Source organism: Ottowia sp., assembly GCF_047975795.1.
GTDB lineage: Bacteria > Pseudomonadota > Gammaproteobacteria > Burkholderiales > Burkholderiaceae_C > Ottowia.
Genome location: NZ_JBKEEE010000056.1, coordinates 1 through 25,902 on the forward strand (window position 1 = coordinate 1; position 25,902 = coordinate 25,902).

A 25,902-nucleotide genomic window follows, 5' to 3' on the forward strand; every position below is an offset into this window, starting at 1 on the left:
GACATCCGCCGCGTGAACTACGTCATTCTGGGCGGCGACAACGCGGGCGAGCATTTGTTGATGTAAGTATTTTATATAAGAAAACAGCCTCTGGCGCTTGCTGCACTTGCGTCAACAGCTATTTTTTTGAAGCATCAAAGCGCTTGCGCCCTGCCGGGGCCAACCGCCACGGCGAATGCACAAAGGCGGCAAAGCCACATCCATCGCAGCCCACCAGCACCGCCTTGCAGCGCCTACCTGTCAGACCATCTTTACCCAGCTTCACCTTTCAGTGCACCCGCCTGACACGATGGCCCGGCAACATCCGGGCTGACCAGATTCCGCCATGCCTGTCACACCCACTTTCCGCACCCTGCCCCTTGCCATCCTTGTTACCACCAGCCTGTGGCTGGGCGGTTGCGCCGTCGGCCCCACGTATGAAGCCCCTGCCCCGACCGTCACCCTCACCTGGCAGGCACCCGTGCCGCACGGCGGCCAACAGGCCGATTTGTCGCAATGGTGGGCGCAGTTTGACGACCCCACGCTGGTGCAGCTCATCACCTGGGCCGAGGCCGACAGCCCCACGCTGACCCAGGCCTGGGCACGCATCGAGCAGGCCCGCGCCACGCTGGTCACGGCGCAAGCCGGTGGCCGCCCGCAGTTGGGCAGCTCAGCCGGCGCCAGCCGCAGTCAGCAGGCCAGCGGCACGCAATCGTCCATCGTCAGCACGCGCAGCCTGGGGCTGGACGTTTCGTGGGAGATCGACTTGTTTGGCCGCATTCAGCGCAGCGCCGAAGCGGCCAGCGCCCGCATCGAGGCGCGCCAGGCCGACTGGCACGACGCGCGCATCTCGCTGGCCGCCGAAGTGGCCGACACCTACGTGCAGTACCGCACCTGCGGTTTGCTGGTCAAGGCTTACACCGATGAATTGAATTCCATCACCGCCACCCAGAAAGCCACCGCATCGATGGTCAATGCCGGACTGAGCGCGCCATCCGACGACGCGCTGGCGCAAGCCAGCTTGGCGGGCACGCGCTCGTCGTGGCTGAACCAGAAGGCGCAGTGCGATCTGCTGGTGAAATCGTTGGTTGACCTGACCGGCCAGCCCGAGCCTGAACTGCGCACAGCGCTCGACCAAGGTCAAGCCCACATTCCTGATCCGCATCATGGTCTGGCCGTGGACAGCGTGCCCGCTCAGGTGCTGCGCCAGCGGCCCGATCTGGCCGCGCTGGAGCGTGAACTGGCCGCGGCGAGTGCCGACATTGGCGCGGCCGAGGCTGACCTGTACCCCAGCCTGTCGCTGGCAGGCTCGATCAGTCGGTCGTTCACGCGCGGCGGCAGCGCACTCACGTCCTGGTCGTTCGGGCCTCAGCTGTCTTTGCCCATTCTGGACGGCGGCCAAAGGCGCGCCCAGATCGACACCGCCCAGGCCAGCTACACCAGCGCGCTGGCCAGCTACCGCCAAGGCGTTCGCAGCGCCGTCAAAGAGGTAGAGCAAGCCCTGGTGTATCTGGACAGCGCCGTACAGCGCAGCCAGGCCGCACGCCGCGCCCACGAGCAGTACCAGCGTTACCTCAGCGCCTCAGCGGCCAACTGGCGCGCGGGCACCATCAGTTTGCTGAACCTGGAAGAAGCGCGCCGCGCCGCGCTGTCGGCCGAGCTGGAAGACATCAGCCTGCAACAAAACCAGGTGCTGTACTGGATCGCCCTGTACAAGGCGCTGGGCGGCGGCTGGACAGCCGACACACCCGCCACTTCGCCAGACGATCTGGCCGCGTCCAGCATCAACACAAGTACCGACACCCACACCCCAAACACCCAAAATCCATGAGCCGTTCTTCACCCCTGCGCACGCCTTCAACCGCCATCACGCTGGCCGCACTGAGTTTGAGCCTTACCGCGTGCAACCCCCCTGCTTCGCCAGCCGAAGGTGCAGCCAGCACGACAGCGGCCGCTCAATCACAAGCGTCATCGCCCAGCGTGCTCACCGTGAACGTGGTCACGCCCACCACCGAGCCATGGCCGCAAGCCATTCAGGCCAACGGCAATCTGGCCCCGTGGCAGGAAATCATCGTCGCCCCTGAAACGGGCGGCCTGCGCATTGCCGAGCTGCTGGTGGACGTGGGCGCGCGCGTCAAGCGCAGGCAGTTGCTGGCGCGCCTGGCCGACGACAGTTTGCGCAACAGCCGCCGCAAGCAGCAGGCCCTGGTGGCCGAGGCTGAGGCCAACCTGGAGCAAGCTGTCTCCAACGTGCGGCGCGCCAAGATGGTGGAAACCACGGGCGGTCTGTCGGCACAAAGCATCGAGCAATACCGCATCAGCGAGGCCACCTCACGCGCCAGCCTGGCATCGGCCAAGGCCGACCTGGCAGCCGTGGAGCTGCAATTGCGCCAAACGCGCATCGTGGCTCCGGACGATGGCACCGTCTCATCGAAAACCGCCGCACTGGGCAACGTCATCGCAGCGGGCACCGAGATGTTCCGCATGGTGCGTCAGTCGCGCGTGGAATGGCAGGCCGAGGTGGATGCCAAGCAACTGGGCCGCATCGAAGTCGGCCAGCCCGCCACCGTCACCCTGCCTGGCGGCGGCACCACGTCCGGCCAAGTCCGCCTGATTGGCCCGGTGCTGAGCACCGATACGGGCCGCGCCACGGTGTACGTCAGCCTGTCTGCCGACAGCCCGGCGCGGGTGGGCATGTTCGTCAGCGGCACCCTGGCGCTGGGCGTGCAACCAGCCCTGAGCTTGCCGCAAAGCGCTCTGGTGGCGCGCGATGGGCGCGATTACGTTTATCTGCTGGGCGATGACCACTCCGTGCAAAGCGCCCCGGTAACGGTGGGGCGGCGCCAGCAAGGCCGGGTCGAGTTGCTGGGCGGCCTGGCGGCCAATGCGCAGGTGGTGGCCAGTGGCGGTGCGTTTTTGTCCGACGGCGTGAAAGTCACCGTCGCGCACGCCACCAAAGCCGCATCCAGCGCCAGCCAGTAAAGGGCCTGAGCATGAACTTCTCCTCCTGGTCCATCCGCAACCCGGTGCCGGTGCTGCTGCTGTTCACCCTGCTGACGGTGATTGGCCTGTTTGGCTTTGGCAAGCTGCCCGTGCAGGACTTTCCTGACATGGATTTGCCCACCATCCAGATCTCGGCATCGCTGGAAGGCGCAGCGCCCTCGCAGCTCGAGACCGAAGTGGCCCGCAAGATCGAGGACCAACTGGTGTCCCTGACGGGGCTGGATCACATCAACACCACCATCACCGATGGTTCGGTGGCCATCAGCGCCAGCTTCGAAATTGACAAAAATTCCGAAGAAGCGCTGAACGAAGTGCGCAATGCGGTTGATGGCGCGCGCGCCGATTTGCCCGCCAGCATGAACGCGCCCACGGTGTCCAAAATTACCACTGCCTCCTCGGCGTTGATGACCTACACCATCGCGTCCAGCCGCATGGACGAGCAAGACCTGTCCTGGTTTGTCGACAACGACGTGGCCAAGGCCCTGCTGGCCGTCAAGGGCGTGGGATCGGTAGCGCGCATTGGTGGCCTGGACAGGGAAGTGCTGGTCACACTCAACCCTATGCAAATGGCCAGCCTGGGTGTGACGGCGTCGGACATATCCACCCAGCTCAAAGCCGTGCAAAAAGAAAGCTCGGGTGGCCAGGGCGATTTGGGCGGGCAGCGCCAGTCGGTGCGCACCATCGCCACAGTGGGCACGCCCGCCGAGGTGGCCGCGATCTCCATCCCCTTGTCCGACGGGCGCTTCGTGCGACTGAATCAAATCGCCACCGTGTCCGACGGGCATGCCGAGCGCTCCACACTGGCGTTTCGCGATGGCCAGCAGGTGATTGGCTTTGAGGTCACGCGCTCGCGCGGGTTTTCAGACACAGGCGTGGCCGATGCGGTGCGGCAGGCGCTGGCAGCGTTTGCGCAGGCGCACCCCGGCGTGACGATCAACGAGGCATCGAACACCGTCGACCCGATCCAGGACAACTACGACGGCTCCATGCACCTGCTGCTCGAAGGCGCGGCACTGGCGGTGCTGGTGGTGTGGTGGTTTTTGCGCGATTGGCGCGCCACGCTGGTTTCGGCCGCTGCCCTGCCTTTGTCCATCATTCCAGCGTTTTTGGTGATGTGGCTGCTGGGCTACTCGCTCAACACCATCACCTTGCTGTCGCTGTCGCTGGTGGTGGGTGTGTTGGTGGACGATGCGATTGTCGAAATCGAAAACATCGAACGCCATCTGTTGATGGGCAAAACACCCTTTCAGGCCGCCATGGAAGCGGCGGACGAAATCGGTCTGGCCGTCATTGCCACCACCTTTGCGCTGGTGGCGGTGTTTTTGCCCACGGCGTTCATGGGTGGCATTCCGGGCAAGTTTTTCAAGCAGTTTGGCATCACGGCCTCGGTGGCGGTGCTGGCCTCGCTGCTGGTGGCGCGCCTGCTCACGCCCATGATGGCCGCCTACCTGCTGCGCCCCAAGTCCGCCGCAGACCACGGCGCGAACACCGACGGGCCACTGATGAGCCGCTATCTGCGCTGGGTGCACGCCAGCTTGCGTCGGCGTAAAACCACGGTTGCCGCAGCTTTGGCGTTTTTTGTCGCGGCGTTGTTCATCATCGCCTTTATTCCCACGGCCTTCATGCCCGCGCAAGACAAGGCGCAAAGCGCGGTCAGCATCAAGCTGGCCCCCGGCCACACGCTGGACGACACGGCGCAAGCCAGCTTGCGCGCGGCTGAATTACTGAAAGCCATTCCCGAAATCAAAAGCGTTCTTGTGTCGGTGGGCAGCGCCTCCACCGGCGGCGGCATGGACGCCAGCACATCGGCCGATTTAACCAGCGCCACACTCACGGTCGATTTGGTGCCGCGCGGCGAGCGCACTCGCAAGCAGTCGCAAGTCGAAGCCCAAATGCGCAACGCCCTGCGCGCCCTGCCCGGTGTCCGCATTTCGGTGGGCGGCGGCAACAGCGGCGAAGCGCTGGATTTAACGCTGTCCAGCGACGACCCACAGGCCCTGGCGCGCGCCGCCGCGCAGGCTGAAAACCAGTTGCGCACGCTCAAAGGCATTGGCAACGTCACGTCCAGCGCTGCCTTGCAGCGCCCGGAAATTCAGATCCGTCCCGACAGCGCCCAGGCAGCGGCGCTGGGCGTGACGTCTGACGCGCTGGCCACCGCCGTGCGCCTGGCCACCTACGGCGATTACTCGACCGATTTGCCCAAGCTGAATCTGCCGCAACGGCAAATCAACATCCGCGCGCGGCTGGATCCCAGCGCACGCAACGACCTGGACGCTCTGGGCCAGTTGCGTGTCAACGGTGCCAACGGCACGGTCAGCCTGGCCTCGGTGGCCGACATTGCCATGGGCAGCGGGCCATCGCAAATCGACCGTATCGACCGTTCTCGCAACGTCACGCTGTCGGTGGAACTCAATGGCCGCACGCTGGGCGAAGTGCAAAAAGAAGCCATGGCCTTGCCCGCGCTGCAATCCTTGCCTGCCGGTGTACACCATGTCGAACAAGGCGAGTTGCAGCACATGACCGAGCTGTTCGAGAGCTTTGGCATGGCCATGGCGATCGGCATTTTTTGCATCTACGCCGTGCTGGTGCTGCTGTTTCACGACTTTTTGCAGCCCGGCACCATTTTGTGCGCCCTGCCGCTGGCGCTGGGCGGTGCTTTGTTTGCGCTGTGGATGACCGGCCAGCCGTTTTCAATGCCGGTCGTCATTGGCGTGCTGATGCTGATGGGCATCGTCACCAAAAATTCCATCCTGCTGGTGGAATACGCCATCGTGGCACGGCGTGAACACGGCCTGTCGCGCCTGGATGCCGTGATCGACGCCTGCCACAAGCGCGCGCGCCCCATCGTCATGACCACCATCGCCATGGGCGCAGGCATGTTGCCCAACGCGCTGGGTCTGGGCGCAGAACCCAGCTTTCGCCAGCCCATGGCCATCGTCGTCATCGGCGGTCTGCTGACCTCCACCGTCCTCAGCTTGCTGGTGGTGCCGGTGGTGTTCACCTATGTGGACGATTTGCTGGTGGCGTTGCGCCAGCGTTTTTTTAAGCGCGCCGCCCAGCACGGCAGCAGCAATGGCGCTGCTGCCGATGCGGCGCACTGTGCGCTGCCAAAAGCGTCTTGAAGCACATGCACTTGCACGGCCTGTGCCCAGCGTGGACTTTGATGGCGCAGCAGTAAGCCATGGTGGTGGCAGCCGTGCATGACAAGAAACGGCGTAGTTTGCCTGAAGTCTGCGCGGGCACTCTCGCCACCGCCATCTGGGGCAGGTGCCGCAAGCCGATGAAAGCGCGCCAACGCCCGCACCCAGTGCACATAAGCCTTCTCGGTCGACAGCGCCAGATGCCGGTAACGCACCGCCGCGCGCAACTGATCGAGCAGCTTGAGAGCAGGTGAGGGGCGTCAAACTGTTTATAGAAACAGTATAAACACATTGTATGCTGAGTGGCAACGGAATTGGAGGCTATCACGCGCATCGGCCCAGTGTCGGGTTAACCGTTATGATGCGGTTATGCAAGATAAATCACGTTAGCGTTAGCCAAGAAAAAATATGATAACCAAAACAACAATATGCCTTTGGTTTGATGGCCAAGCCGAAGAAGCCGCACATTTTTACACATCGGTGATTCCAAACTCTGAAGTCACAAGCACATCGCCAGTTATGGTGACATTTACTTTGGATGGCGTTCCATTTCAGGCGCTAAATGGAGGTCTTCAATTTAAGTTCAATGAAGCCGCTTCAATTTCTATAGCGACGGAAGACCAAGAGGAAACAGACCGATTGTGGGATGCCCTCATCAAAGACGGAGGAAGTGAAGGTCAATGTGCCTGGCTCAAGGAGCGGTTTGGGCTTTCATGGCAAATTGTTCCCAAAGCGCTTCCACGACTGCTCGGCTCGCCGGATAGAGATGCTGCTGACAGGGCCTTGAAAGCGATGATGACGATGAAAAAGATTGATATCGCCAGACTCGAAGCCGCATTTCGCAACGAAACAACAGAAGGCTAACAAGGCGGTGGGCTCAACGGCTACCCGCGTCACGCCTCCTGGCCGCTTGGGCATTGGCGCCGATTCAGCGCAGCAACTGAGACGCCAGCCGATGCAGCCGCGTGCCCGGCTGCACCAGCGCATCCAGCACGCTGAAATGGTGCAGCCCCGGCAGCGCCGTCGCCAGCGGCACACGCTCGCGCCCCCAAGCGATTTGAAGCAGGCGGGTCTGACGCAGGAATTCGCCGCTCTCATCACCACCCACCACGCCCCAAAAACGCCCGCGTGCCGGTGCAGGCAAGCGCGCAGGGCTGGCCTGGCTGACCTGCGCCGGGGTCAGGCGCAGCACCTCTTGCAAACTGGGGGTGTGCATCAGCGGCTCAAGCTCGTAAATGCCTGAAATGCCCAGCGCCGCTTTCACCACGTCGCGCGGCAGCGCCGCGTCAACGGCGGGCCAAGTGCAGACCAGCATCATGGCCGCCAATTGCGCGCCAGCGGAATGGCCCACCACCACCAGACGGCGTGGATCGCCATTGAACCGATGCGCATGTCGCCATGCCCAGGCCACCGCTTGCACCATTTGTACGGTGATGTCGGCAATGCTGGCCCGTGGACACAGCGTGTAGTTGGGCACCACCACGGCTGCGCCCTGATCGCGCAGCGCAGCGGCCACAAAGCTGTGCTGCGATTTGTCCAGCGACTTCCAGTAGCCGCCGTGGATGAACACCACCACCGGCGCGCCGGTGCGTGGTGCAGAAGCCGGGGCGGGAAACACGTCCAGCACCTCGTCGGACGCGGGGCCATAGGCCACATTCAGCTCGCACGGCCCGCTGCGCCGTGCCAGTGCCGACTCAGCCGCCCAGCGCGCCAGGTAATCACCGAAGTCGGGCACCCGCATGCGGTTGTGGTACATGCGTTCCAGCCACTGCGTGTCGGGTTGGTCGCGGCGGGATGAATCGTTGGGGCGGGCCATGGGTGGCGCGTATTGTCGCAAACCGCGCGGGCGGGTCAGCCCTGATCTCCAGATTTTTTGACGCTTTGCTTCAACATTTTTACCCCTAATCAGGGGTGTTCATCATCACACCTGTCAAATCGCCCAATGACCATTGGGCTGCGGCGCGGCCTTCACGTCACGATGCGGCAAAGCCTTGCAACACACCGCGCTCCAGCCGCAGCGCCCGCCCACAGCGCGCCGCCAACTGGCTGTCGTGCGTGACCAGCACAAACGCCGTGCCGTGCCCGCGCGCCAAATCCATCATCAAACCGAACACCCCATCGGCGGTGGCGCGATCCAGATTGCCCGTCGGTTCATCGGCCAACACACAGGCCGGTTGCGTGACCAGCGCGCGGGCGATCGCCACACGCTGGCGCTCGCCGCCCGACAACTCGGCCGGGCGGTGGTGTATGCGCTGATCCAACCCCACCTGCGTCAAGATACGCGCCGCCGTCTCAGCCGCCTGCGCATACGACTGACGGCGCACCCACAAAGGCATGGCCACATTTTCCAGCGCGCTGAATTCCGGCAACAAATGATGAAACTGGTACACAAAGCCCAGGTGCCGGTTGCGCAAGTCGCCCTGCGCCGCCGCAGACAGCCCCGCAAAGTCCTGCCCCGCCAGCCGCACGCTGCCGCTGGTCGGCGCATCCAGCCCGCCCAGCAGGTGCAGCAAGGTGCTCTTGCCCGAGCCCGACTGACCCACGATGGCCAGCGTCTCGCCCGCCTGCACGCGCAGATCCACGCCTTGCAGCACGGTGACATCGAGTGGGCCTTCCTGGAAGCGCTTGCTCAGGTTTTGGGCTTCCAAAACGGCTTTAGCGCTTGTGGCATGGGTGGTGTCAGCTATTGAAGTCATAGTAAATCAGGGGCTCAAAGGGGAAATGGGAGACCCTCGGCTCCTCATCGCCCTTGCCCGGCGCCACCGCCAATGTGGCCTCCAGGCAATTGGTGTTGTGCACCCACAGCCCCGTTTTGCCAACAAAGTAGGTGTGCCAGTCCTCCACCTCAAAGTTATAGACCATGGTGGTGTAATTCTCTCGGGTTCCATTGCCTGAATCGCCCCACTGCTCATAGTTGTAGGGCATTTCCTCCCCCACCAGCGGCGGTGTCGTCGAAAAATCAAGAAGCGATCCAAGGCCCCAACCGTCTTCCTCATCAGCAAGAAATGCGACGCCGGGCCTGTCGGTTCGGTACAAGTGATACACGTCGTATCTTTCGGCTTGGCTGCCATCGGCCAACACTAGGTCACGACCAAACCATTCTTCATTACTTAGAGGGATGGTGCCTGGGATCCCTCGGCCAACCATGTACATGCGGCCCATAGCCACCCACCCATGTGGATAGCTCCACACTGGGTGGTTGGGTGTCACATAAACACCATCGAACTCGCCATCGCCTGAATGGCGAACCCAACTGAACCGCACCACCTCCTTATCCTCAAACCGGAAGGTCTTGGTCACCCGCTTGTAGCCGGTCTCCGTGCCCTGCTCGGGGTTCTCGGGCCGCGACAGCACCCAGTCGCCGACCTTGATCTGCTCGATGGGCTTGAGGCCTTCCTTGGTATGCACCAGCGTGCCCGCCACGAAGCAGCCGATGGCGGGCAGGCGCATTTCCTCCAGCGCCTTCTTCTGCATCGCCTCGTCGGATAGATGTGATTTTGGGGTCTTGCCTGTTGCCAAAGAAATTGACATGGTCGGTCGCTTTCGGTAGTCACTTTTTGCATGATCAAACTGACCTGCAGCACTTGTCCATCAAGCGTAAGCAGCTATTGGATTTGAAGCGTTGATCGGTGCCATTGGCCTTGCCATATGAACGTGGGAAGCTTCGCACTCTGCCATGTCCAATCACACTTTCCCAGCCAAATGCAGAGCTCCAGGGTCAGAGCTCCAGGATAAGGTCTTGCCTTTTGCCTCACGCCGCTTTGCATAAGCCACCGCTTCCAATGATCTTGGATTTCATGATCAAATCGACCTCCAGCGCCCGCCTGTCAAGCGCAATCAGCTATTGAATTCATAGTACTCTCACACCCAGGCCGCGCAGCAGGCTACCCCAACCGCCGCGGCGCAGGCGATGCCAGTGCAGCGACTCAAGGGGGTTACTCATACCTCAACGCCTCGGCCGGATTGACCCGGCTGGCGCGCCAGCTGGGGTAGATGGTGGCAACAAAGGCCAGCAGCAGCGAGATCAGGGTGACGGGCACGATGTCGGCGGCGCGTGGGTCGCTGGGCATCTGGCTGATCAGGTAGACCTCTTTGGGCAAGAAGCTGGCGTGCAGCACGCGCTCTAAAAACGGCACGATGACGTCGATGTTGAAAGCTATCGATAACCCCAGCAGCAGCCCGCCCAGGGTGCCTATCACGCCGACCAGCGCACCTTGCACGATAAAGATTTTCATGATGCTGCCGGGGCTGGTGCCCAGGGTGCGCAAGATGGCAATGTCTGCGCGCTTGTCTTGCACGGTCATCACCAGGGTGCTGACCAGGTTGAAGGTGGCTACGGCGACGATCATGGTCAGGATGATGAACATCATGCGTTTTTCAAGCTGCACGGCGGCAAACCAGGTGCGGTTTTGGCGCGTCCAGTCCAGGATGTGCAGGTAGCCTGACAATTGTTTGGACAGTTGCTCAGCCACTTCGCGCGCCTGGTGCATGTCACGCAGTTTCAGGCGGATGCCGGTGGCCCCTTGCAGACGGAAGATACGGGCAGCGTCATCCATGTGCAGCAGGGCCAAAGCTGAGTCGTAATCGTGGTGGCCGGAGCTGAAGGTGCCCACCACCTGCATTTGCTTGAGGCGCGGCACCACGCCCGCCGGGGTGACCTGGCCGCTGGGGGCAATCAGCGTGACGGTGTCGCCTTCGCGCACGCCCAGTTTGCGCGCCAGGTCGTTGCCCAGCAAGATGCCGAACGCGCCCGGCGTCAGGCGCGGCAGCAAGGTGTCTTTCATCTGCGCGGCGATGTCGGTCACGCCCGGCTCCAGCACCGGATCAATACCGCGCACGATGGTGCCTTGCATGGTCTCGCCCCGCGCCAGCAGCGCCTGTGCGCCGATGAAAGGGGCTGCGCCAATCACTTCGGGGTGGGCGCGTGCCTCGGACAGGGTGCGCTGCACATCGGGCAGCGCACCGCCATCGGGGGTAAAGATTTCGATGTGCGCAATCACGCTCAGCATGCGGCCGGTCACGTCTTTTTGAAAGCCGTTCATCACGCTCAGCACCACGATCAAGGTGGCCACGCCCAGTGCAATGCCCAGCATCGACGCGCCGGAGATGAAGCTGATGAAGCCGTTGCGCCGTGTGGCCCGGCCCGCGCGCGTGTAGCGCCAGCCCAGCCGCATTTCGTAAGGCAGTCGTTGGATCAATGACATCAGGAGATCAGCACCAGCAACGGTAGCGCGGGTTTGCGCCGACAAGTTTGCGTTCGCCAAAAAGGCGTGGCGCAAAAGCAGGCATTCTCGCATCCCCCACAATCGCGCCATGTCTGCCGCTGCCCAGCCGTTTCATCTGTTCATCCCCCACGCCGTACCCGCCCTGCCCGAAGGCACTGCGCCGCCCGACTGGCCCGTCCCGCCTGAGCTGGAAGCGCTGCTGGCCCGCATGCAAAGAACCGACACCCTCGAAGTGGCCGAAGACAGCCCCGCCACCCCTTTTGAGCACGCGCTGGCCCGCGCCCTGCACTTGCAGGGTCAGCCGGGACAATGGCCCTGGGCGGCGGCCGACACCCACACCGTGGGCACCCCCTGCGCCTGGCTGCGGCCCTGCCACTGGCAACTGGGGCTGGATCACGTCACCTTGCTTGACCCTGCCGCACTGGCGCTGACCGAGAGCGAATCGCGCGCCCTGCTGGCCGCCGTGCAACCGCTGCTGGCCGAAGATGGCATCGCCCTCACCTACCACCACCCCGACGCCTGGCTGGCCCGCGGCGAGCTGTTTCGGAACTTGAGCACCTGCTCCATGGCGCGCGCGCTGCAACGCCCTGTGACGCGCGAGGCGCTGGCGCAAGCGCCTACCAACGCACAAAGCGCACATGTGCGCCGCCTGCAAACCGAGCTGCAAATGCTGCTGTACCCCCACCCCGTGAACGAAGCACGCGAGCAACAACGCGGCTGGCCCGTCAACGCCTTGTGGATTGACGGCGCAGGCGTGCTGACCGCTGCGCTGCCGCCATCGCCGCACGTGCTGGTTGACCACCATCTGGCCGATTTGCCGCTCAATGCTGATCCAGCGCAGCGCCTATCGGCCTGGCAAACCATTGCGCGCAGCGCATTGGCCCGGCTGCGCCAGGCACTGGACGCCGGCCAGCGCGTGCAGCTCACCCTGTGCGGCCCGCGCCGCGCCATCACCTTACAAAGCGGGCTGGGTTTGACCGCAAAAATCACAAGCCTTTTCAGGCCGCAGCGCTGGTCTGAATTGCATAAACAGCTATGAAAATAATAGTTAGAGATGCCCCACCCCGCACCACCTGGGCGCTGGAGCAAGCCGGTATCCACCCCCTGCTGGCGCGTCTGTATGCCGCACGCGGTGTGCGCAGCGCCGACGAGCTGGACGACGCCCTGGCCCGCCTGCTACCGCCCAGCCAATTGCTGGGAGCGCACGAAGCCGCCACGCTGCTGGCCGACGCCATCGCCACCAACGGCAAGATCTGCTTCGTCGCCGATTACGACTGCGACGGTGCCACCGCCTGCGCCGTCGGCATGCGCGGGCTGCACCTGCTGGGGGCCACGCAGGTGGACTATGTGGTGCCCGACCGCGTGGTCGATGGCTATGGCCTGACTCCGCCCATTGCCGAGCGCGTGGCCGCACGCGGCGCGCAGGTACTGATCACGGTGGACAACGGCATCGCCAGCGTCGAAGGTGTGGCACGCGCGCGCGCATTGGGGCTTAAGGTACTGGTGACCGATCACCACCTGCCTGGTGCCGCACTGCCTGCCGCTGACGTGCTGGTCAACCCCAACCAGCCCGGCTGCACGTTTGAAAGCAAAGCTGCCGCAGGCGTGGGCGTGATGTTCTACGTGCTGCTGGCCTTGCGCGCCGAGCTGCGCACGCGCGCAGCTTTCAGCCAGGCCACACAGCCAAAACTAGACAACTTGCTGCCCCTGGTCGCCCTGGGCACAGTGGCCGACGTGGTGCGGCTGGACGCCAACAACCGTCGCCTGGTGGCGCAGGGCCTCAAACGCATCCGCACCGGGCACATGCCGCCGGGCCTGCGCGCTCTGTTTACCGTGGCCGGGCGCGACAGCCGTAAGGCCAGCACCTTCGATTTTGGTTTTGCACTCGGCCCGCGCCTGAACGCGGCGGGCCGCCTGGCCGACATGACGCTGGGCATCGAGCTGCTGCTGACCGACGACGATGCCCGCGCCGACGAACTGGCGCGCACGCTGGACGGCATCAACCGCGAGCGGCGCGAGATCGAAGGCGGCATGCGCGAGCAAGCCATGCAGATTGTTGAAGGGCTGTTCGACCCCGAGCAACCACCGCCCAGCGCCCTCAGCGTGTTCGATCCCGACTTTCACGAAGGCGTGGTCGGCATCGTCGCCGCGCGGCTGAAAGACCGGCTGCACCGCCCCAGCTTTGTGTTTGCTGCCAGTTCAGCGCCGGGCCATGAACACGAGCTGAAAGGCTCAGGCCGGTCGATTGCTGGCTTTCACCTGCGCGACGCGCTGGATCTGGTGGCCAAACGCCACCCCGGCGTGCTGCTGCGCTTTGGCGGCCACGCCATGGCGGCCGGTTGCACCATTGCCGAAGAACATTTCGACACCTTCGATCAGGCCCTTCAACAGGTCGCCACCGAATGGCTGGACCAGGCCGCCCTGACACATCAGTTGGAAACCGACGGCCCGCTGCCGCCCGAATACCGCCGCACCGACGTGGTCGACACCCTGCACGCCGCCGTCTGGGGGCAAGGCTTTGCACCGCCCGTGTTCAGCGAAGAGTTAGAGGTGATCAGCCAGCGCCTGGTGGGCGAAAAGCACCTGGCGCTGAAACTGCGCCACCAGGGTCAGCCCATCGACGGCATCTGGTTTGGCCACACCGAATCGCTGCCACCTCGCGCCCACCTGGCCTTTCGGCTGGAAGCCGACGAATGGCAGGGCGTGCGGCGCGTTCGCTTGCTGGTCGAAGGCCATGCCGATGCAAGCTGATATGGCCTGACGCAGCTCAACCACGGTTTTTGCTGCGGTGCGACAATACGCGTTTTCCCGCTGACTTTCTATGGCGCGTTTGGTGCGCGCCGCCCCCTGATCATGGCCGCATTTGACGAAGAAAAAGTTCTCTCAGTCCACCACTGGACGGATCGCCTGTTCTCTTTCACCACCACGCGCAGCACCAGCTTGCGCTTTTCCAACGGCCACTTCACCATGATCGGCCTGAAGGTGGAGGGCAAGCCACTGCTGCGGGCCTATTCCATCGTCAGCCCCAACTACCAGGAAACGCTGGAATTTTTAAGCATCAAGGTGCAAGACGGCCCGCTGACCAGCCGCCTGCAACACATTCAGCCCGGCGACAGCGTGATCGTCGGCCACAAGCCCACCGGCACCCTGCTGATTGACTATTTGCTGCCCGGCAAGCGCCTGTACCTGTTCAGCACCGGCACCGGACTGGCCCCGTTCATGAGCATCATTCGTGACCCAGACACCTATGAAAAATTTGAAGAAGTGATTCTTGTGCACGGCTGCCGCCTGGTCAGCGAACTGGCCTACCGCGAATTCATCACCGAAGAGTTGCCCCAGCACGAATTTCTGGGCGAGATGGTGCGCCAGCAGCTCAAGTACTACCCCACCGTCACGCGCGAGCCGTTCCAAACCCAGGGCCGCATTCCTGACCTGATTGAAAGCGGCCAAATGGCGCGCGATCTGGGCCTGCCTGATCTAAACCGCGAGGCCGACCGCGTGATGCTGTGTGGCAGTCCGCAAATGCTCAAGTCCATCAAGGAAGTGCTGGAAAAGCATGGCTTCAACGAAGGCAACACCACCACACCGGGCGACTTTGTGGTGGAACGCGCGTTTGTCGACCAATAAACGGGCTTGATGATCAAGCCGTCAAAACTTTAGTTTTTATAGCGGCTTGTGCTTGCTGGATGCGCGTTAAATGTCGATTCAATGCACAAAATGATGGGTTGATCACCGCATTTGCATCAACGAATTTGCAATTCAGGACACTAGGTTCAAAGCGCTTGTTGCTGCTCAAGAAAGCGCCGTATGGGCGCAGGCAGACCCAGCGCGGGCCAGTCGGCTGCGCTGAACCATTTCCCCTCTTGCCCCTCCTCGCACGCGTGCCAAGTCAAAGAAGACATGCGCGCGCTAACCACATGAATATCCAGATCACGGTGCGTCAGCACGTGCTTGAAAGGTTCGTGCTCAACCGCTGTAGGGCGCACTGCTGGCGGCAGGTCTTGCCACAGATCTTCCCGCGCCGCGTATTGCAGCAAGCCATACAGGCCCGCCCAGATGCCGGTAGCTGGTCTGGGCTGGAGCCAGGTGCGCCCGCGTTCGTCCCTCGCATGCAATAACCAAAGTGTGATCTGGCTGCGTTTGAGTCGCCGTGTCTTGACCGGGTAGCGCTGCGGGTCGCCATGGGCGGCGGCCACACACGTCGTTTTCAGCGGACAGGCATCGCACATCGGCTTGCGCAAAGTGCAAACCGTGGCCCCCAAATCCATCATGCCCTGGGTGTACCAGGGCATGCGCTGCGCCAGATCTCGGCGAGGCAGCAGCCTGTCAGCATGCTGCCATAGCGCACGTTCATTCGGCGCGCGACTGAGATCGTCCGCCACACCAAAAGCGCGTGTCAACACGCGCTTGACGTTGCCATCCAAAATGGCCGCGCGCTCGCCAAAGCAAAAAGCGGCGATAGCCGCCGCAGTGGATTTACCAATACCGGGCAAGGTGGCCAGCTCAGTGCTGGTTTGGGGAAAGCGGCCACCCCAGCATTCAAGCACCTCGTGGGCGCAAGCATGCAAATTTCTCGCTCGCGAGTAGTAACCCAGCCCGCTCCATAAGCCCAGCACATCGCCCTGCGACGCATTCGCCAAACTGGCAACATCAGGAAAGCGCGCCATAAAGCGCAGGTAATACGCCTGCACCGTGGCCACTTGCGTTTGCTGGAGCATGATTTCCGACACCCAGACACGGTACGGATCGCGCGTGCCCTGCCACGGCAAGTGACGCCTGCCGTGGCTCAAATGCCAGTCGATGATGCGGTCAGAAAATGCGTTGTCCCCTTGCTGGGGCGTCACGCCAATGCCGCCTCGCGCAAGCTTTGTGTTGAAGCAAAATCGCCTGCGTTGGCTGGTGTTTTCAGCTCAGCCGTCAACGCATCCAGGCGCTTGAGCACGTCGTCCAGTTCGCTTTCCTGGTCGTTGATCTCGGTAATGCGCGTGTCCAGCCCGCCCGCAGCATCCTGAATGCGCCGAATCGCCTCGATGCGGCGTCCAAACGCACGGCGGCGTTCGCGCAGTTGCGCATCCAACTGGCTGGCGCTGGATTTGTTCCACAATTCGATCTCGCCCAGCGCTGTTTCAAAAATTGAGCGTACCCGCGCCACCAGGGCGCGCAGCAGTTTTTCGCAAAATTCAGGCCGCGCCAACTGGATCATGTTGCCCATGCCCAGGTACTGCAAATGGCTGTGCTCGACCGCAGCCAAGTCGTGCAGATAACGCTCCATGTCAGGTGGCGTGGCTGCTTGCAACGAAAACCCATATTCCGCGTTGAGCTGCTTGAACGATGCTGTGAGCATGGTGTGGATTTCGGCTTCCAGCCGCTGCACTTGGTGCACCACCGCACGCAGGTTGTCAAAGCTGTGTGCATACGCACGCTTGACGCCCAGCTTGACGCCCGATTCGTGCAGCGTGGTTGCCAGCCCAGCCAATTGGGTTTTGATGGAAGAGTTGCCCAGCAGCTTGAACACCTCGCGCAGCAGCTTCATGTGCACTGAGCGCACGGCCAGTACGCTGGCTGCGCTGCGGTCAAAGTCAGACTTTTCACGCTCGATGCGCGAGCGCATGTGGCGGATCACCGAATGGTTTTTGCCGCGCAAGCCTTTGAGTTCCAGCACCTGCTCGGTCATCTCGCGCTTGCGCAGGCCCAGCGTGCGAAGGGCGTCGGCACGCAGACGATTTGCACTGGTTGCAATCGCCTCTTCCAGCATGGACTGGCGCGTGCCCAGCACCTGTTCACCCAGAACATGCTCAAAACTGGGCAAGCGGCTTTGTTCCAACAACGAACTTTCGCCGCGCACCTTGGCCAGCAAGCCTTTTTGCGCTGACAGGGCAATCACCTGCTCTGGCGGCAAGTCCAGCGTCTTGGCGGTTTCGACGCACTGGCGCTGGATTTGCGCCTCAATCTGCGCCTGGGTGCTCAGCTCGTCCCACAGCGTGTCGATTTTGTTCAGCACCACAAAGCGCACGCCCGTCCCGTCCTCGGTCGATGCCAGATGCTCGCGCCAGATGGTCAGATCAGATTTTGTAACACCCGTATCCGCCCCCAAAATGAACACCACGGCCTGCGCCTGCGGAATCAGGTTGATGGTCAGCTCAGGTTCAGCCCCGATGGCGTTCAACCCCGGTGTATCCAGCACCACCAGGCCCTGCTTGAGCAATGGGTGCGCCATGTTGATCAGCGCATGTCGCCAGCGCGGCACCTCCACCATGCCATTGGCATCGACAGGCGGGTTGTCGTCCACCCGGTCATCGTGCCAAAAACCCAGCTTGCGGGCCGCATCCTTGCTGACATGCAGCACTTCGGACACTTTTTCCATGGCAGCGGCCAACTGCTCTGGATCGTTCACGTCCAGATCGACGCGCGTCCATTGCTCGGGCACCGAACGCCACTCCAGCAGCGCTTGCGGCTCCAGCCGCGTCTCGATGGGCAACAGGCGCAGGCAAGGCGGCAAGGCGGCGTCGTAGCCCAGCTCGGTCGGGCACATGGTGGTGCGCCCTGCACTGGCCGGCATGATGCGGCGGCCGTATCCGGCAAAAAACACCGCGTTGATCAGCTCTGACTTGCCCCGCGAAAACTCGGCGACAAAAGCCACCGTGACTTTGTCTGAGCGCAGCTGCTCAGTCAGGCGCTGCACCCGCTCCGCATCGCTGTCGTCCAGCAACTCTCTTTCCTTGAGCCAGCCGCTCAAGGTTTTCAGGCGCGCCGACATGTCACGACGCCACGCATCGTGCCGACCCAATTGCTCGTTAAAACCTTCTGTCACCAAAGGATCCCTTCATAATCTGAAACATATTACACGCAGTCAGGCCGTACCGTACCCTCACCAGACAAGGCGCACTTTTGACCGACAAACGGCCCAGGCCCGCAGCTTCAGGCCCGCTGGCACATTGGGCAAAAGTAGGTTGAGCGCTGGCCTTGAACCAGCTTTTTGACTGCGCTGCCACACTGCACGCACGGCTGTCCAGCCCGGCCATAAACCGCCATTTCCAGTTGAAAGTGTCCGGTATCTCCGGTGGCGCTGGAAAAATCACGCAAGGTGCTGCCGCCTTGCGCCACCGCCCGCAGCAGCACGGCCCGAATCGCCGCATGAAGCCGGTCTGAGCGCACGCGCGACAGGCGGCAGGCGCGCACCGTGGGCCGTATACCGGCCATGAACAGCGCCTCAGACGCATAAATATTGCCCACGCCCACCACCACGTCACCAGCCAGCAACACCTGTTTGATGGGCGCGCGCCGGGCTTTCAGACCTGCATGAAATGCCGCCGGGTCAAACTGCGCCTCATCCAGCGGCTCCATGCCCAGCGAAGACAGCAGCCGATGCGCCGGATCGTCGTCAACCGATGGCGACCACACCGCCGCACCAAAGCGGCGCGGGTCATGCAAGCGCAGCACGCCCTGGCTGGTCAGCAAATCAAAGTGGTCGTGCGTGCCGGGTGCCGGTTGCCGAGGCTGAAAATTCAGGCTGCCCGACATCCCCAGGTGCAGCAGCAGCACGCCCTCATCCAGTTGCAGCACGAGGTACTTGCCGCGCCGATGCACGTCCAGCACCGTGCGCCCCACCAGCGCTGCCGGATCAATACCCAGCGGCCAGCGCAGCGGCTTGCCCAGGCGCACCCCCAACACACGTGCGCCGCGAATGCGCGCCACAAAGCTGCGGCGGGTGACTTCAACTTCAGGCAGTTCAGGCATGGCAAATCCATGGCATGGCAAATCCATGGCATGGCAATCCAATGACCATAACGCACACGGGCTTGGATTATTATGAGTCAATGAAGTCATTTACCTACGCGCTGACCGGCTTGGCGCTTGCCCTGTCAGCCCCGCTGGCACTGTCCCAAACCCCTGCGGCTGCGCCTGTTTCTGCGCCTGCTTTTTCTCCTGCACCTGCCCCCCCCGCATCGGTTTCTGCCCTCGATGCCCCGCCGCTTCAGTCGCGCATGGACGCGCGGCTGATGTACGAGCTGTTGCTGGGCGAGTTCACCTTCCAAGAGGGCGAACCCGCTACCGGTGCCGCCTTCATGCTGGACGCCGCCCAGCGTACCGGCGACGAAGCGCTGTACCAACGCGCCACCGATATGGCCATCCGCTCACGCTCCGGCCCCGCCGCCTTGCAGGCCGCACGCGCCTGGCGACAGGCAAAGCCCGATTCCATCGAGGCCGCACGGTATGAACTGCAAGTGCTGATCGTTCTGAACCGCCTACCTGAAACCGAAGAGCCGGTGCGCGCACTGGTCAAACGCCTGCCCGTCACGGACAAAGAAGCCTTCCTCGTGGCTCTGCCCGCGCTTTACCAGCGCGCGCCTGACCGCGCCGAAGCCACACGCACCGTCGAAGCCGCGCTGCGCCCCACGCTTGAAGACGCTGCGCTGGCCCCCGCAGCCTGGACCACCGTAGGCCGCATGCGCCTGGCCACTGGCGACAAAGTGGGTGCCCTGCAAGCCGCACGCCTGGGGCAAATGAGCCAGCTCCAAGCCGAGTGGCCCGCCCTGCTGGCTTTGCAGCTGCTGGCCAGTGCCCAGGTGGCCGATGCCGAGCCACTGCTTTTGCGCTACCTGGAAAGCGGTCAACCCAAGCCCGAGGTGCGCATTGGCTACGCCCGCGCGCTGATTGATCTGGCCCGCCCCACCGAAGCCATGGCGCAGATGGATTTGCTCACTGCCCAGCAACCCGATTACCCCGAAGGCTGGCTGATCAAAGGCGCTTTGCTGGCCGACGAGCGCCAGGACGCCAAGGCCGAACAAACTTTGCGGCATTACCTGCAACTGGTCGAAACCGATACCGGCCCCACCCGGCTTGACCGCCAAAGCGGTGCCGACCAGGCCCGGCTGATGCTGGCCCGCATTGCCGAGCGCCACCAGCGCTATGACGAGGCCGAGCAACTGCTGGCCGCCATCACATCGCCCGATCAGGCCATGGCCGTGCAACTGCGGCGCGCTAATTTGCTCGCACGTCAGGGCCGCATGGCCGAAGCGCGCCAGGCCATCCGTTCCGTGCCCGAGCTGCAACCCGATGACACCCGCACCAAGCTGCTGGCCGAAGCGCAGTTATTGCGCGATCACGGTATGGCCACTGAGGCTTATCAACTACTGACTGAGGCACTCAAAACCGACCCTGACGACGAAGCCCTGCTCTATGACGCTGCCATGGCCGCCGAAAGCGCCGAGCGCTTGAGCGATATGGAGCAACTGCTGCGCCGCCTGATCGAGCTGAACCCGCGCTCGGCCAACGCCTACAACGCGCTGGGCTATTCACTGGCCGATCGCGGCGAGCGGCTGCCCGAAGCCAAACAACTGATCGAAAAAGCCGTACAACTGGCTCCCGATGACCATTACATCCAGGACAGCCTAGGCTGGGTAGAGTTTCGCCTAGGCAACATGCCTCAGGCCAAAGCCCTGCTGGAAGGCGCTTACAACCAGCGCCCGGATGCCGAAATTGCCGCACACCTGGGCGAAGTGCTGTGGCTCATGGGCGAGCGCGAAGCCGCCCGCACCGCCTGGCGTAACGGCCTGCGGCTCGACCCCGACAACGACACACTGAACCAAACGCTCAAACGCCTGAAAGTCGGCAGTCCGTGATGCGCCCTGCGCTGACGCCGCAAGTGTTGGTGCCGCACGCGCCGCGTGCGCCTGCCATCGCCTGGTGGCACCTGACTGGCAACTTGGCTGGCATCCTGATCGCCCTGATTACTACACTATTGATAGCTGGATGCGCCAATCTACCAAGCGAAAAATACCAATTTGACCCTTCAAAAAATGAATGGAGTGGCCGCTTGGCCCTCACGGTGCACAGCGATCCACCGCAGTCTTATTCCGCCGGCTTTACCTTGCAAGGCAGTGCCGAGCAAGGCGAGTTGAGCTTGAACGCCCCGCTGGGCAATTTGCTGGCCGTCATGCAATGGCAGCCCGGCCAGGCCGTGCTGCGCCAAGGCGATGCCACGCACCGCTATGCCAGCTTAAGCGAGATGACCAGCGCCGCCACGGGTGACACAGGCGATGCGGCGCTGCCCATCAGCGCCTTGTTCAATTGGCTGCACGGCCAGCAGCACGCCGCCGCCGGCTGGAGCGCCGACTTGAGCCGCCTGCCTGAAGGCCGCCTGATCGCCCGGCGCCTGATGCCCCTGCCCACCGCCGAGCTGCGCGTGGTGCTGGATCAGCCGTAAACCGCAGCAAACCGCCCCATGCGTGCCCTCTACGACATCGCCGCCCCGGCCAAGTTAAACCTGTTTTTGCACGTCACTGGCCAACGCGACGATGGCTACCACTTGCTGCAATCGGCCTTTGTGTTGATCGACTGGTGCGACACACTGCATTTTGAATACCGCCCCGATGGCCGCATCACACGCGAAGACTTGGGCTGCCCCCTGCCCCCCGATGATCTGACGCTGCGCGCCGCCCGCGCCTTGCAGCAACATACCAGCAGCGGCCCGGCAGACACAGCTTTGGGCGCGCACATCAGCGTGCACAAACGCATTCCAGCGCAAGCGGGCATGGGCGGCGGCTCGTCCGACGCAGCCAGCACCTTGCTGGCCCTCAACCGTTTGTGGAAGCTGCGGCTTTCGCTGGCCGAGCTGGCCCGCATCGGCCTGAGATTGGGCGCTGACGTGCCCTTTTTTTTGCACGGCCACCACGGCTGGGTGGAAGGCGTGGGCGAGCGCGTGCAGCCGCTGGCGTTGCCCAGCACGCACTTTCTTGTGGTGAAACCACCGCAGGGGCTGGAAACTGCGGCGATTTTTCGCGCCAACGACCTGCAACGTAACTCCACCCATGCTAGAATCTCAGGCTTTGTTGCAGACCCGTACGGCTTTGGCCGCAACGACCTGCAGCCGGTTGCAGAGCGGCTTTGCCCGCCAGTCACCCAAGGGCTTGAGTTGCTGGCACAGCACGGCTTTCGGGGGCGAATGACCGGCTCAGGCAGCGCGGTATTTGCCCAGGTTCCAGTCACCCGGCTTGCACAAGCAAGTCAAGTGCAAGGGCCAACGGACTGGCAAGTACGTTTATGCAACAGTCTGAATGCTCACCCGCTTTGCGGATGGGCCACAGACAAACAGTCAAGGTGATTGACCAGCAGTCAAGGCCAATCACCGGCGTAGGGGAGTCGCCAAGTTGGTCAAGGCACCGGATTTTGATTCCGGCATGCGAGGGTTCGAGTCCTTCCTCCCCTGCCAAACCATTGTTTGAGTTGTTTCGGGGCGTGCGGCCAGTCAGCCTGCCTCGTTTGAGCCAGCACACCGTATCTTTGACTTGCCGGAAAGCTGTATGCAAACCTCCAGCACCCCTGATTTTCTGGTATTCACTGGCAACGCCAACCCTGCACTGGCCGCTGAAATTGCCAGCAATCTGAATATCGCCCTGGGTGCAGCGGACGTTGGACGTTTTTCTGACGGCGAAGTCACGGTCGAGATCAAGCAGAACGTGCGCGCGCGCGACATTTTCGTGGTGCAGCCGACCTGCGCGCCCACCAACGAAAACTTGATGGAACTGCTGATCATGGTCGACGCGCTCAAGCGCGCCTCGGCCGAGCGCATCAGCGCCGTCATTCCCTACTTTGGTTATGCGCGGCAAGACCGCCGCCCGCGCTCGACCCGCGTGCCCATCTCGGCCAAGGTGGTCGCCAACATGCTGCAAGCCGTGGGCGTGGCCAGCGTGCTGACCATGGATTTGCACGCTGACCAGATTCAGGGGTTTTTCGACATCCCGGTCGACAACATCTACGCCTCGCCCGTGCTGCTGGGCGATCTGCGCCAGAAAAATTACAAGGACCTGCTGGTCGTCAGCCCCGACGTGGGCGGCGTGGTGCGCGCGCGCGCGCTGGCCAAACAACTGGGGTGCGATCTGGCCATCATCGACAAGCGCCGCCCCAAGGCCAACGTCAGCGAAGTGATGCATGTCATTGGTGACATTGAAGGGCGCAACTGCGTCATCATGGACGACATGATCGACACCGCTGGCACCTTGGTGAAAGCCGCTGAGGTACTGAAAGACCGCGGTGCAAAAAAAGTCTACGCCTACTGCACGCACCCCATTTTTTCTGGCCCCGCCATCGAACGCATCGCCCAAGGCAGCGCGCTCGACGAAGTGGTGGTCACCAACACCATTCCGCTCAGCGACGCTGCGTCGCACAGCGGCAAGATTCGCCAATTGTCCGTTGCCCCCTTGATTGCGCAAACCATCCAGCGCATCGCGCGTGGCGAATCGGTGATGAGTTTGTTCCAGGAGCAGGAAAACCTGTTTTAACGGAACCTTCAGTGGCTGTGCGTTTGCCAATAATCCCTTGGGGGCACAAGCGCATGGCCTTTTTCAAACCGAGCCGCACTGGTCGCGGTCGGCTCACAAGGAGTTCTAACTATGAAATTCGTCGCTTTTGAGCGCACAAAGCAGGGTACGGGTGCGAGCCGCCGTCTGCGCAATGCGGGCAAAGTGCCCGGCATTGTCTACGGCGGTGAGGGCGAGCCTCAACTGATCGAGCTGGACCACAACGCCCTGTGGCAAGCCATCAAGAAAGAAGCTTTCCACTCGTCCGTGCTGGACATGGAACTGGCGGGTAAAACCAGCAAGGTTCTACTGCGCGATTTGCAGGTTCACCCATTCAAGCAATTGGTGCTGCACGTCGACTTTCAGCGCGTGTCGGCCAAGCAGAAAATTCACGTCAAGATTCCGCTGCACTTCAGCGGCGCAGAAGAATCGTCTGCCGTCAAGCTGGACAAGGCCCTGGTCAACCACATCATCAACGAGCTGGAAGTGTCCTGCCTGCCCGCCGACCTGCCCGAGGCCATCAACATCGATTTGTCCAAACTGGAAAAAGGGGCCACCATGACGCTGGCCGACATCCAGTTGCCCAAAGGTGTCGAAGCCGTACTGCACGGCCATGATGCGGCTGACCTGGTGTTGCTCACCGTGGTCATGCCCGCAGGCGAAGCCTCTGCAGCCAACGAAGCTGCCGCAGCCGAAGGCGATGCTCCGGCAGCCGCAGCGCCTGCCGCCGAAGACGACAAAAAGTGATGCCCGGCACCCTGGTGGTGCCTTGTTCAATCACCCTCGCTACGGCCCGCTTGTCAGCGGGCCGTTTGTTTTTTGCTCGCCCCTACCGGCAGCGGCACGGATAATCACCCCATGATCAAACTGTTCGTCGGCCTGGGCAACCCGGGGCCGCAGTACGAAGACACCCGCCACAACGCCGGCTTTGCCTGGGTCGACGCCGTGGCGCGCCAACTGGGCGCGCCACTGGCGTTGGAACGCGGCTTTCACGGCCTGGTGGCGCGCGCCAACGTGCAGGGCCACAGCGTCTGGCTGCTTCAGCCACAGACCTTCATGAACCTCTCCGGCCAGTCAGTGGCCGCGCTGGCGCGCTTTTACAAGATCGCGCCCGAAGAAATTCTGGTCGCCCACGACGAGCTGTACCTAGCCGCCGGTCAAGCCAAGCTCAAGCAAGGCGGCGGCCACGCTGGCCACAACGGCCTGCGCGACATCCACGCCAAGCTGGGCAGCAGCGACTACTGGCGCCTGCGCTTAGGAATAGGCCACCCGGGCCAGAAGTCCGAAGTCGTTGGCTGGGTGCTGCGCAAACCACCGCTGGACGAGCGCATCGCGCTGGAGCAGGCCATCGACCGCAGCGTCAAAGCCTTTGACGATCTGGCCGCGGGCGAGATGAACCACGCCACGCTGACCATCCACACCGACAAGCCGCCGCGACCCAAGCCGCCCAGGCCGACTGCGGCACCTGATTTGCCAGCGAAGTAACGCCTGAGTTAAGCCGAGCCGCGAAGCGGCTTCGGCTTGAATGAATTGTTAGGTCTTACGTTTCATGAACTCTTGATAGTAGAAGCCTTCACTTGGTTCATTGCCAAGAGCAATGTCCAGTAGGAGTTGAAGACTCCAGATTGGGCCAGGGACGACGTCATCTGGATTTGCTCCTTCTGGAAGCATTTCTGGGTCGATTCCAAGTTCGAAATTGATCAACCACCACTTTTCAATTTTTCTGAGGAGATCAATCAATTCTTGGAACTTGGTAACGTCAAAATCTTTCCCATGAGTAGAAATGAACGCAAGTGGTTCGTGCGCGAGCTCATTACGATGTCGCCGTACTGAGTCGAATGTATCAACGTCACTTTGCTCAATTGCGCCAAGCTCCTTCAGCCACAGCAGGGAAGCGTAGAGCTTGCTCTTGTTCTTTGACAGGACTTCACTTTGATATGCGTCGTCCAGTTGAAGGCCTGCCGGGTCGAAGCCGTTACAGAAGAATGTTTCTGGTTTTTCGATCACGCTTGATTTGAATTGCTCGTAAGCCGTGATGAACAACGAGATGGCGATTAAATTGCCCTTGAGCGTCTCCGGGTTTAGGAATTTCTCCCAAGATTTGTCCGCGTTAGCCATATTGGTTGGGTAAGACCTAACATGATTTATCTTGCATAACCGCATGATAACCGTTAACCCGACACCGCCATGATACGCAGCAAGTGTCGGGTGGCGGTTGCAAGAAGCACTTCATGATCTTTATACTGTATTAATTAA

The 25,902-nt window shown here is 62.3% G+C and carries 21 protein-coding genes, 1 tRNA gene and 1 pseudogene; 14 read left to right on the forward strand and 9 right to left on the reverse strand.

The annotated features are described in order from the left end of the window. Nucleotides 1-325 precede the first annotated feature (325 nt). Genes ACK5NW_RS08670 through ACK5NW_RS08680 form a run of 3 tightly spaced genes read left to right on the forward strand, consistent with a single transcriptional unit; the run spans nt 326 to nt 6,104 of the window. Nucleotides 326-1,810: an efflux transporter outer membrane subunit gene (locus ACK5NW_RS08670; RefSeq protein ID WP_416927078.1), complete on the forward strand. Its 1,485-nt coding sequence runs from the start codon at nt 326-328 to the stop codon at nt 1,808-1,810. Then, complete coding sequence (locus ACK5NW_RS08675; protein ID WP_416927080.1) at nt 1,807-2,961, forward strand: efflux RND transporter periplasmic adaptor subunit; 1,155 nt, start codon at nt 1,807-1,809, stop codon at nt 2,959-2,961. The genes ACK5NW_RS08670 and ACK5NW_RS08675 overlap by 4 nt, the downstream gene beginning before the upstream one ends. 11 nt (nt 2,962-2,972) lie before the next feature. Beyond that, the gene (locus ACK5NW_RS08680) at nt 2,973-6,104 is read left to right on the forward strand and encodes an efflux RND transporter permease subunit (protein WP_416927082.1); all 3,132 of its coding nucleotides are present in this window, start codon (nt 2,973-2,975) and stop codon (nt 6,102-6,104) included. Nucleotides 6,105-6,259: 155 nt separating this feature from the next. Here ACK5NW_RS08680 and ACK5NW_RS08685 read toward each other — a convergent pair. After that, nucleotides 6,260-6,349: pseudogene (locus tag ACK5NW_RS08685) on the reverse strand (phage integrase N-terminal SAM-like domain-containing protein); the annotation flags it as partial. A 181-nt stretch (nt 6,350-6,530) separates the two neighbouring features. Between ACK5NW_RS08685 and ACK5NW_RS08690 the strand changes: the two are divergent. Continuing rightward, nucleotides 6,531-6,986, forward strand: coding sequence for a VOC family protein (locus ACK5NW_RS08690; RefSeq protein ID WP_416927084.1), 456 nt, complete (start codon nt 6,531-6,533; stop codon nt 6,984-6,986). A gap of 64 nt (nt 6,987-7,050) precedes the next feature. Here ACK5NW_RS08690 and ACK5NW_RS08695 read toward each other — a convergent pair whose 3' ends face one another. The 4 genes from ACK5NW_RS08695 to ACK5NW_RS08710 all read right to left on the reverse strand — a co-directional run bounded on the left by ACK5NW_RS08695 (nt 7,051) and on the right by ACK5NW_RS08710 (nt 11,326). Beyond that, entirely contained in the window at nt 7,051-7,938 is an 888-nt protein-coding gene (locus ACK5NW_RS08695) for an alpha/beta hydrolase (RefSeq protein ID WP_416927086.1), read from the reverse strand. 157 nt (nt 7,939-8,095) lie between these two features. After that, the gene (lolD, locus tag ACK5NW_RS08700) at nt 8,096-8,818 is read right to left on the reverse strand and encodes a lipoprotein-releasing ABC transporter ATP-binding protein LolD (RefSeq protein WP_416927088.1); all 723 of its coding nucleotides are present in this window, start codon (nt 8,816-8,818) and stop codon (nt 8,096-8,098) included. Beyond that, nucleotides 8,802-9,653: a polymorphic toxin-type HINT domain-containing protein gene (locus ACK5NW_RS08705; RefSeq protein WP_416927090.1), complete on the reverse strand. Its 852-nt coding sequence runs from the start codon at nt 9,651-9,653 to the stop codon at nt 8,802-8,804. Before ACK5NW_RS08705 ends, lolD begins: the two co-directional genes overlap by 17 nt. A 404-nt stretch (nt 9,654-10,057) precedes the next feature. Further along, a complete protein-coding gene (locus ACK5NW_RS08710) occupies nt 10,058-11,326 on the reverse strand; it encodes a lipoprotein-releasing ABC transporter permease subunit (RefSeq protein ID WP_416927092.1) in 1,269 nt (422 codons plus the stop codon). Nucleotides 11,327-11,435: 109 nt separating this feature from the next. On the opposite strand from ACK5NW_RS08710, the gene ACK5NW_RS08715 reads away from it, so the two are divergent. The 3 genes from ACK5NW_RS08715 (at nt 11,436) to ACK5NW_RS08725 (ending at nt 14,974) form a co-directional block, all read left to right on the forward strand. Continuing rightward, nucleotides 11,436-12,386: a phosphoglycerate mutase gene (locus ACK5NW_RS08715; RefSeq protein ID WP_416927094.1), complete on the forward strand. Its 951-nt coding sequence runs from the start codon at nt 11,436-11,438 to the stop codon at nt 12,384-12,386. Next, nucleotides 12,383-14,098, forward strand: a complete 1,716-nt coding sequence (gene recJ / locus ACK5NW_RS08720; RefSeq protein ID WP_416927096.1) for a single-stranded-DNA-specific exonuclease RecJ — start codon at nt 12,383-12,385, stop codon at nt 14,096-14,098. Before ACK5NW_RS08715 ends, recJ begins: the two co-directional genes overlap by 4 nt. A gap of 102 nt (nt 14,099-14,200) precedes the next feature. Continuing rightward, entirely contained in the window at nt 14,201-14,974 is a 774-nt protein-coding gene (locus ACK5NW_RS08725; RefSeq protein ID WP_416927098.1) for a ferredoxin--NADP reductase, read from the forward strand. A gap of 146 nt (nt 14,975-15,120) precedes the next feature. Here ACK5NW_RS08725 and mutY read toward each other — a convergent pair whose 3' ends face one another. The 3 genes from mutY to mutM all read right to left on the reverse strand — a co-directional run bounded on the left by mutY (nt 15,121) and on the right by mutM (nt 19,084). Continuing rightward, a complete protein-coding gene (gene mutY, locus ACK5NW_RS08730; RefSeq protein ID WP_416927100.1) occupies nt 15,121-16,191 on the reverse strand; it encodes an A/G-specific adenine glycosylase in 1,071 nt (356 codons plus the stop codon). Then, entirely contained in the window at nt 16,188-18,158 is a 1,971-nt protein-coding gene (locus tag ACK5NW_RS08735; RefSeq protein WP_416927102.1) for a dynamin family protein, read from the reverse strand. The genes mutY and ACK5NW_RS08735 overlap by 4 nt, the downstream gene beginning before the upstream one ends. 107 nt (nt 18,159-18,265) lie before the next feature. After that, complete coding sequence (gene mutM, locus ACK5NW_RS08740) at nt 18,266-19,084, reverse strand: bifunctional DNA-formamidopyrimidine glycosylase/DNA-(apurinic or apyrimidinic site) lyase (RefSeq protein WP_416927104.1); 819 nt, start codon at nt 19,082-19,084, stop codon at nt 18,266-18,268. A gap of 80 nt (nt 19,085-19,164) precedes the next feature. On the opposite strand from mutM, the gene ACK5NW_RS08745 reads away from it, so the two are divergent. The 7 genes from ACK5NW_RS08745 (at nt 19,165) to pth (ending at nt 25,131) form a co-directional block, all read left to right on the forward strand. Then, on the forward strand, nt 19,165-20,970 hold the full coding sequence (locus tag ACK5NW_RS08745; protein WP_416927106.1) for a tetratricopeptide repeat protein: 1,806 nt from the start codon (nt 19,165-19,167) through the stop codon (nt 20,968-20,970). After that, nucleotides 20,970-21,554: a lipoprotein insertase outer membrane protein LolB gene (locus ACK5NW_RS08750; protein ID WP_416927118.1), complete on the forward strand. Its 585-nt coding sequence runs from the start codon at nt 20,970-20,972 to the stop codon at nt 21,552-21,554. The genes ACK5NW_RS08745 and ACK5NW_RS08750 overlap by 1 nt, the downstream gene beginning before the upstream one ends. 18 nt (nt 21,555-21,572) lie before the next feature. Then, nucleotides 21,573-22,451: a 4-(cytidine 5'-diphospho)-2-C-methyl-D-erythritol kinase gene (gene ispE / locus ACK5NW_RS08755; RefSeq protein WP_416927108.1), complete on the forward strand. Its 879-nt coding sequence runs from the start codon at nt 21,573-21,575 to the stop codon at nt 22,449-22,451. 31 nt (nt 22,452-22,482) lie between these two features. After that, nucleotides 22,483-22,559 (forward strand) — tRNA-Gln (locus tag ACK5NW_RS08760). 91 nt (nt 22,560-22,650) lie between these two features. Beyond that, nucleotides 22,651-23,628, forward strand: a complete 978-nt coding sequence (locus ACK5NW_RS08765; RefSeq protein WP_416927110.1) for a ribose-phosphate pyrophosphokinase — start codon at nt 22,651-22,653, stop codon at nt 23,626-23,628. A gap of 111 nt (nt 23,629-23,739) precedes the next feature. After that, nucleotides 23,740-24,393, forward strand: a complete 654-nt coding sequence (locus ACK5NW_RS08770) for a 50S ribosomal protein L25/general stress protein Ctc (RefSeq protein ID WP_416927112.1) — start codon at nt 23,740-23,742, stop codon at nt 24,391-24,393. Nucleotides 24,394-24,504: 111 nt separating this feature from the next. After that, nucleotides 24,505-25,131, forward strand: a complete 627-nt coding sequence (gene pth, locus ACK5NW_RS08775) for an aminoacyl-tRNA hydrolase (RefSeq protein ID WP_416927114.1) — start codon at nt 24,505-24,507, stop codon at nt 25,129-25,131. 48 nt (nt 25,132-25,179) lie between these two features. On the opposite strand, the gene ACK5NW_RS08780 is transcribed toward pth, so the two are convergent. Further along, a complete protein-coding gene (locus ACK5NW_RS08780) occupies nt 25,180-25,764 on the reverse strand; it encodes a hypothetical protein (RefSeq protein WP_416927116.1) in 585 nt (194 codons plus the stop codon). Nucleotides 25,765-25,902: the final 138 nt, after the last annotated feature.

Excerpts from the sequence above, each read along its gene's own strand:
- ACK5NW_RS08670 (WP_416927078.1), top strand. The coding sequence starts at position 326 with ATGCCTGTCACACCCACTTTCCGCACCCTGCCCCTTGCCATCCTTGTT.
- ACK5NW_RS08675 (WP_416927080.1), top strand. The coding sequence starts at position 1,807 with ATGAGCCGTTCTTCACCCCTGCGCACGCCTTCAACCGCCATCACGCTG.
- ACK5NW_RS08680 (WP_416927082.1), top strand. The coding sequence starts at position 2,973 with ATGAACTTCTCCTCCTGGTCCATCCGCAACCCGGTGCCGGTGCTGCTG.
- ACK5NW_RS08690 (WP_416927084.1), top strand. The coding sequence starts at position 6,531 with ATGATAACCAAAACAACAATATGCCTTTGGTTTGATGGCCAAGCCGAA.
- ACK5NW_RS08695 (WP_416927086.1), bottom strand. The coding sequence starts at position 7,938 with ATGGCCCGCCCCAACGATTCATCCCGCCGCGACCAACCCGACACGCAG.
- lolD (WP_416927088.1), bottom strand. The coding sequence starts at position 8,818 with ATGACTTCAATAGCTGACACCACCCATGCCACAAGCGCTAAAGCCGTT.
- ACK5NW_RS08705 (WP_416927090.1), bottom strand. The coding sequence starts at position 9,653 with ATGTCAATTTCTTTGGCAACAGGCAAGACCCCAAAATCACATCTATCC.
- ACK5NW_RS08710 (WP_416927092.1), bottom strand. The coding sequence starts at position 11,326 with ATGTCATTGATCCAACGACTGCCTTACGAAATGCGGCTGGGCTGGCGC.
- ACK5NW_RS08715 (WP_416927094.1), top strand. The coding sequence starts at position 11,436 with ATGTCTGCCGCTGCCCAGCCGTTTCATCTGTTCATCCCCCACGCCGTA.
- recJ (WP_416927096.1), top strand. The coding sequence starts at position 12,383 with ATGAAAATAATAGTTAGAGATGCCCCACCCCGCACCACCTGGGCGCTG.
- ACK5NW_RS08725 (WP_416927098.1), top strand. The coding sequence starts at position 14,201 with ATGGCCGCATTTGACGAAGAAAAAGTTCTCTCAGTCCACCACTGGACG.
- mutM (WP_416927104.1), bottom strand. The coding sequence starts at position 19,084 with ATGCCTGAACTGCCTGAAGTTGAAGTCACCCGCCGCAGCTTTGTGGCG.
- ACK5NW_RS08745 (WP_416927106.1), top strand. The coding sequence starts at position 19,165 with ATGAAGTCATTTACCTACGCGCTGACCGGCTTGGCGCTTGCCCTGTCA.
- ACK5NW_RS08750 (WP_416927118.1), top strand. The coding sequence starts at position 20,970 with ATGCGCCCTGCGCTGACGCCGCAAGTGTTGGTGCCGCACGCGCCGCGT.
- ispE (WP_416927108.1), top strand. The coding sequence starts at position 21,573 with ATGCGTGCCCTCTACGACATCGCCGCCCCGGCCAAGTTAAACCTGTTT.
- ACK5NW_RS08765 (WP_416927110.1), top strand. The coding sequence starts at position 22,651 with ATGCAAACCTCCAGCACCCCTGATTTTCTGGTATTCACTGGCAACGCC.
- ACK5NW_RS08770 (WP_416927112.1), top strand. The coding sequence starts at position 23,740 with ATGAAATTCGTCGCTTTTGAGCGCACAAAGCAGGGTACGGGTGCGAGC.
- pth (WP_416927114.1), top strand. The coding sequence starts at position 24,505 with ATGATCAAACTGTTCGTCGGCCTGGGCAACCCGGGGCCGCAGTACGAA.
- ACK5NW_RS08780 (WP_416927116.1), bottom strand. The coding sequence starts at position 25,764 with ATGGCTAACGCGGACAAATCTTGGGAGAAATTCCTAAACCCGGAGACG.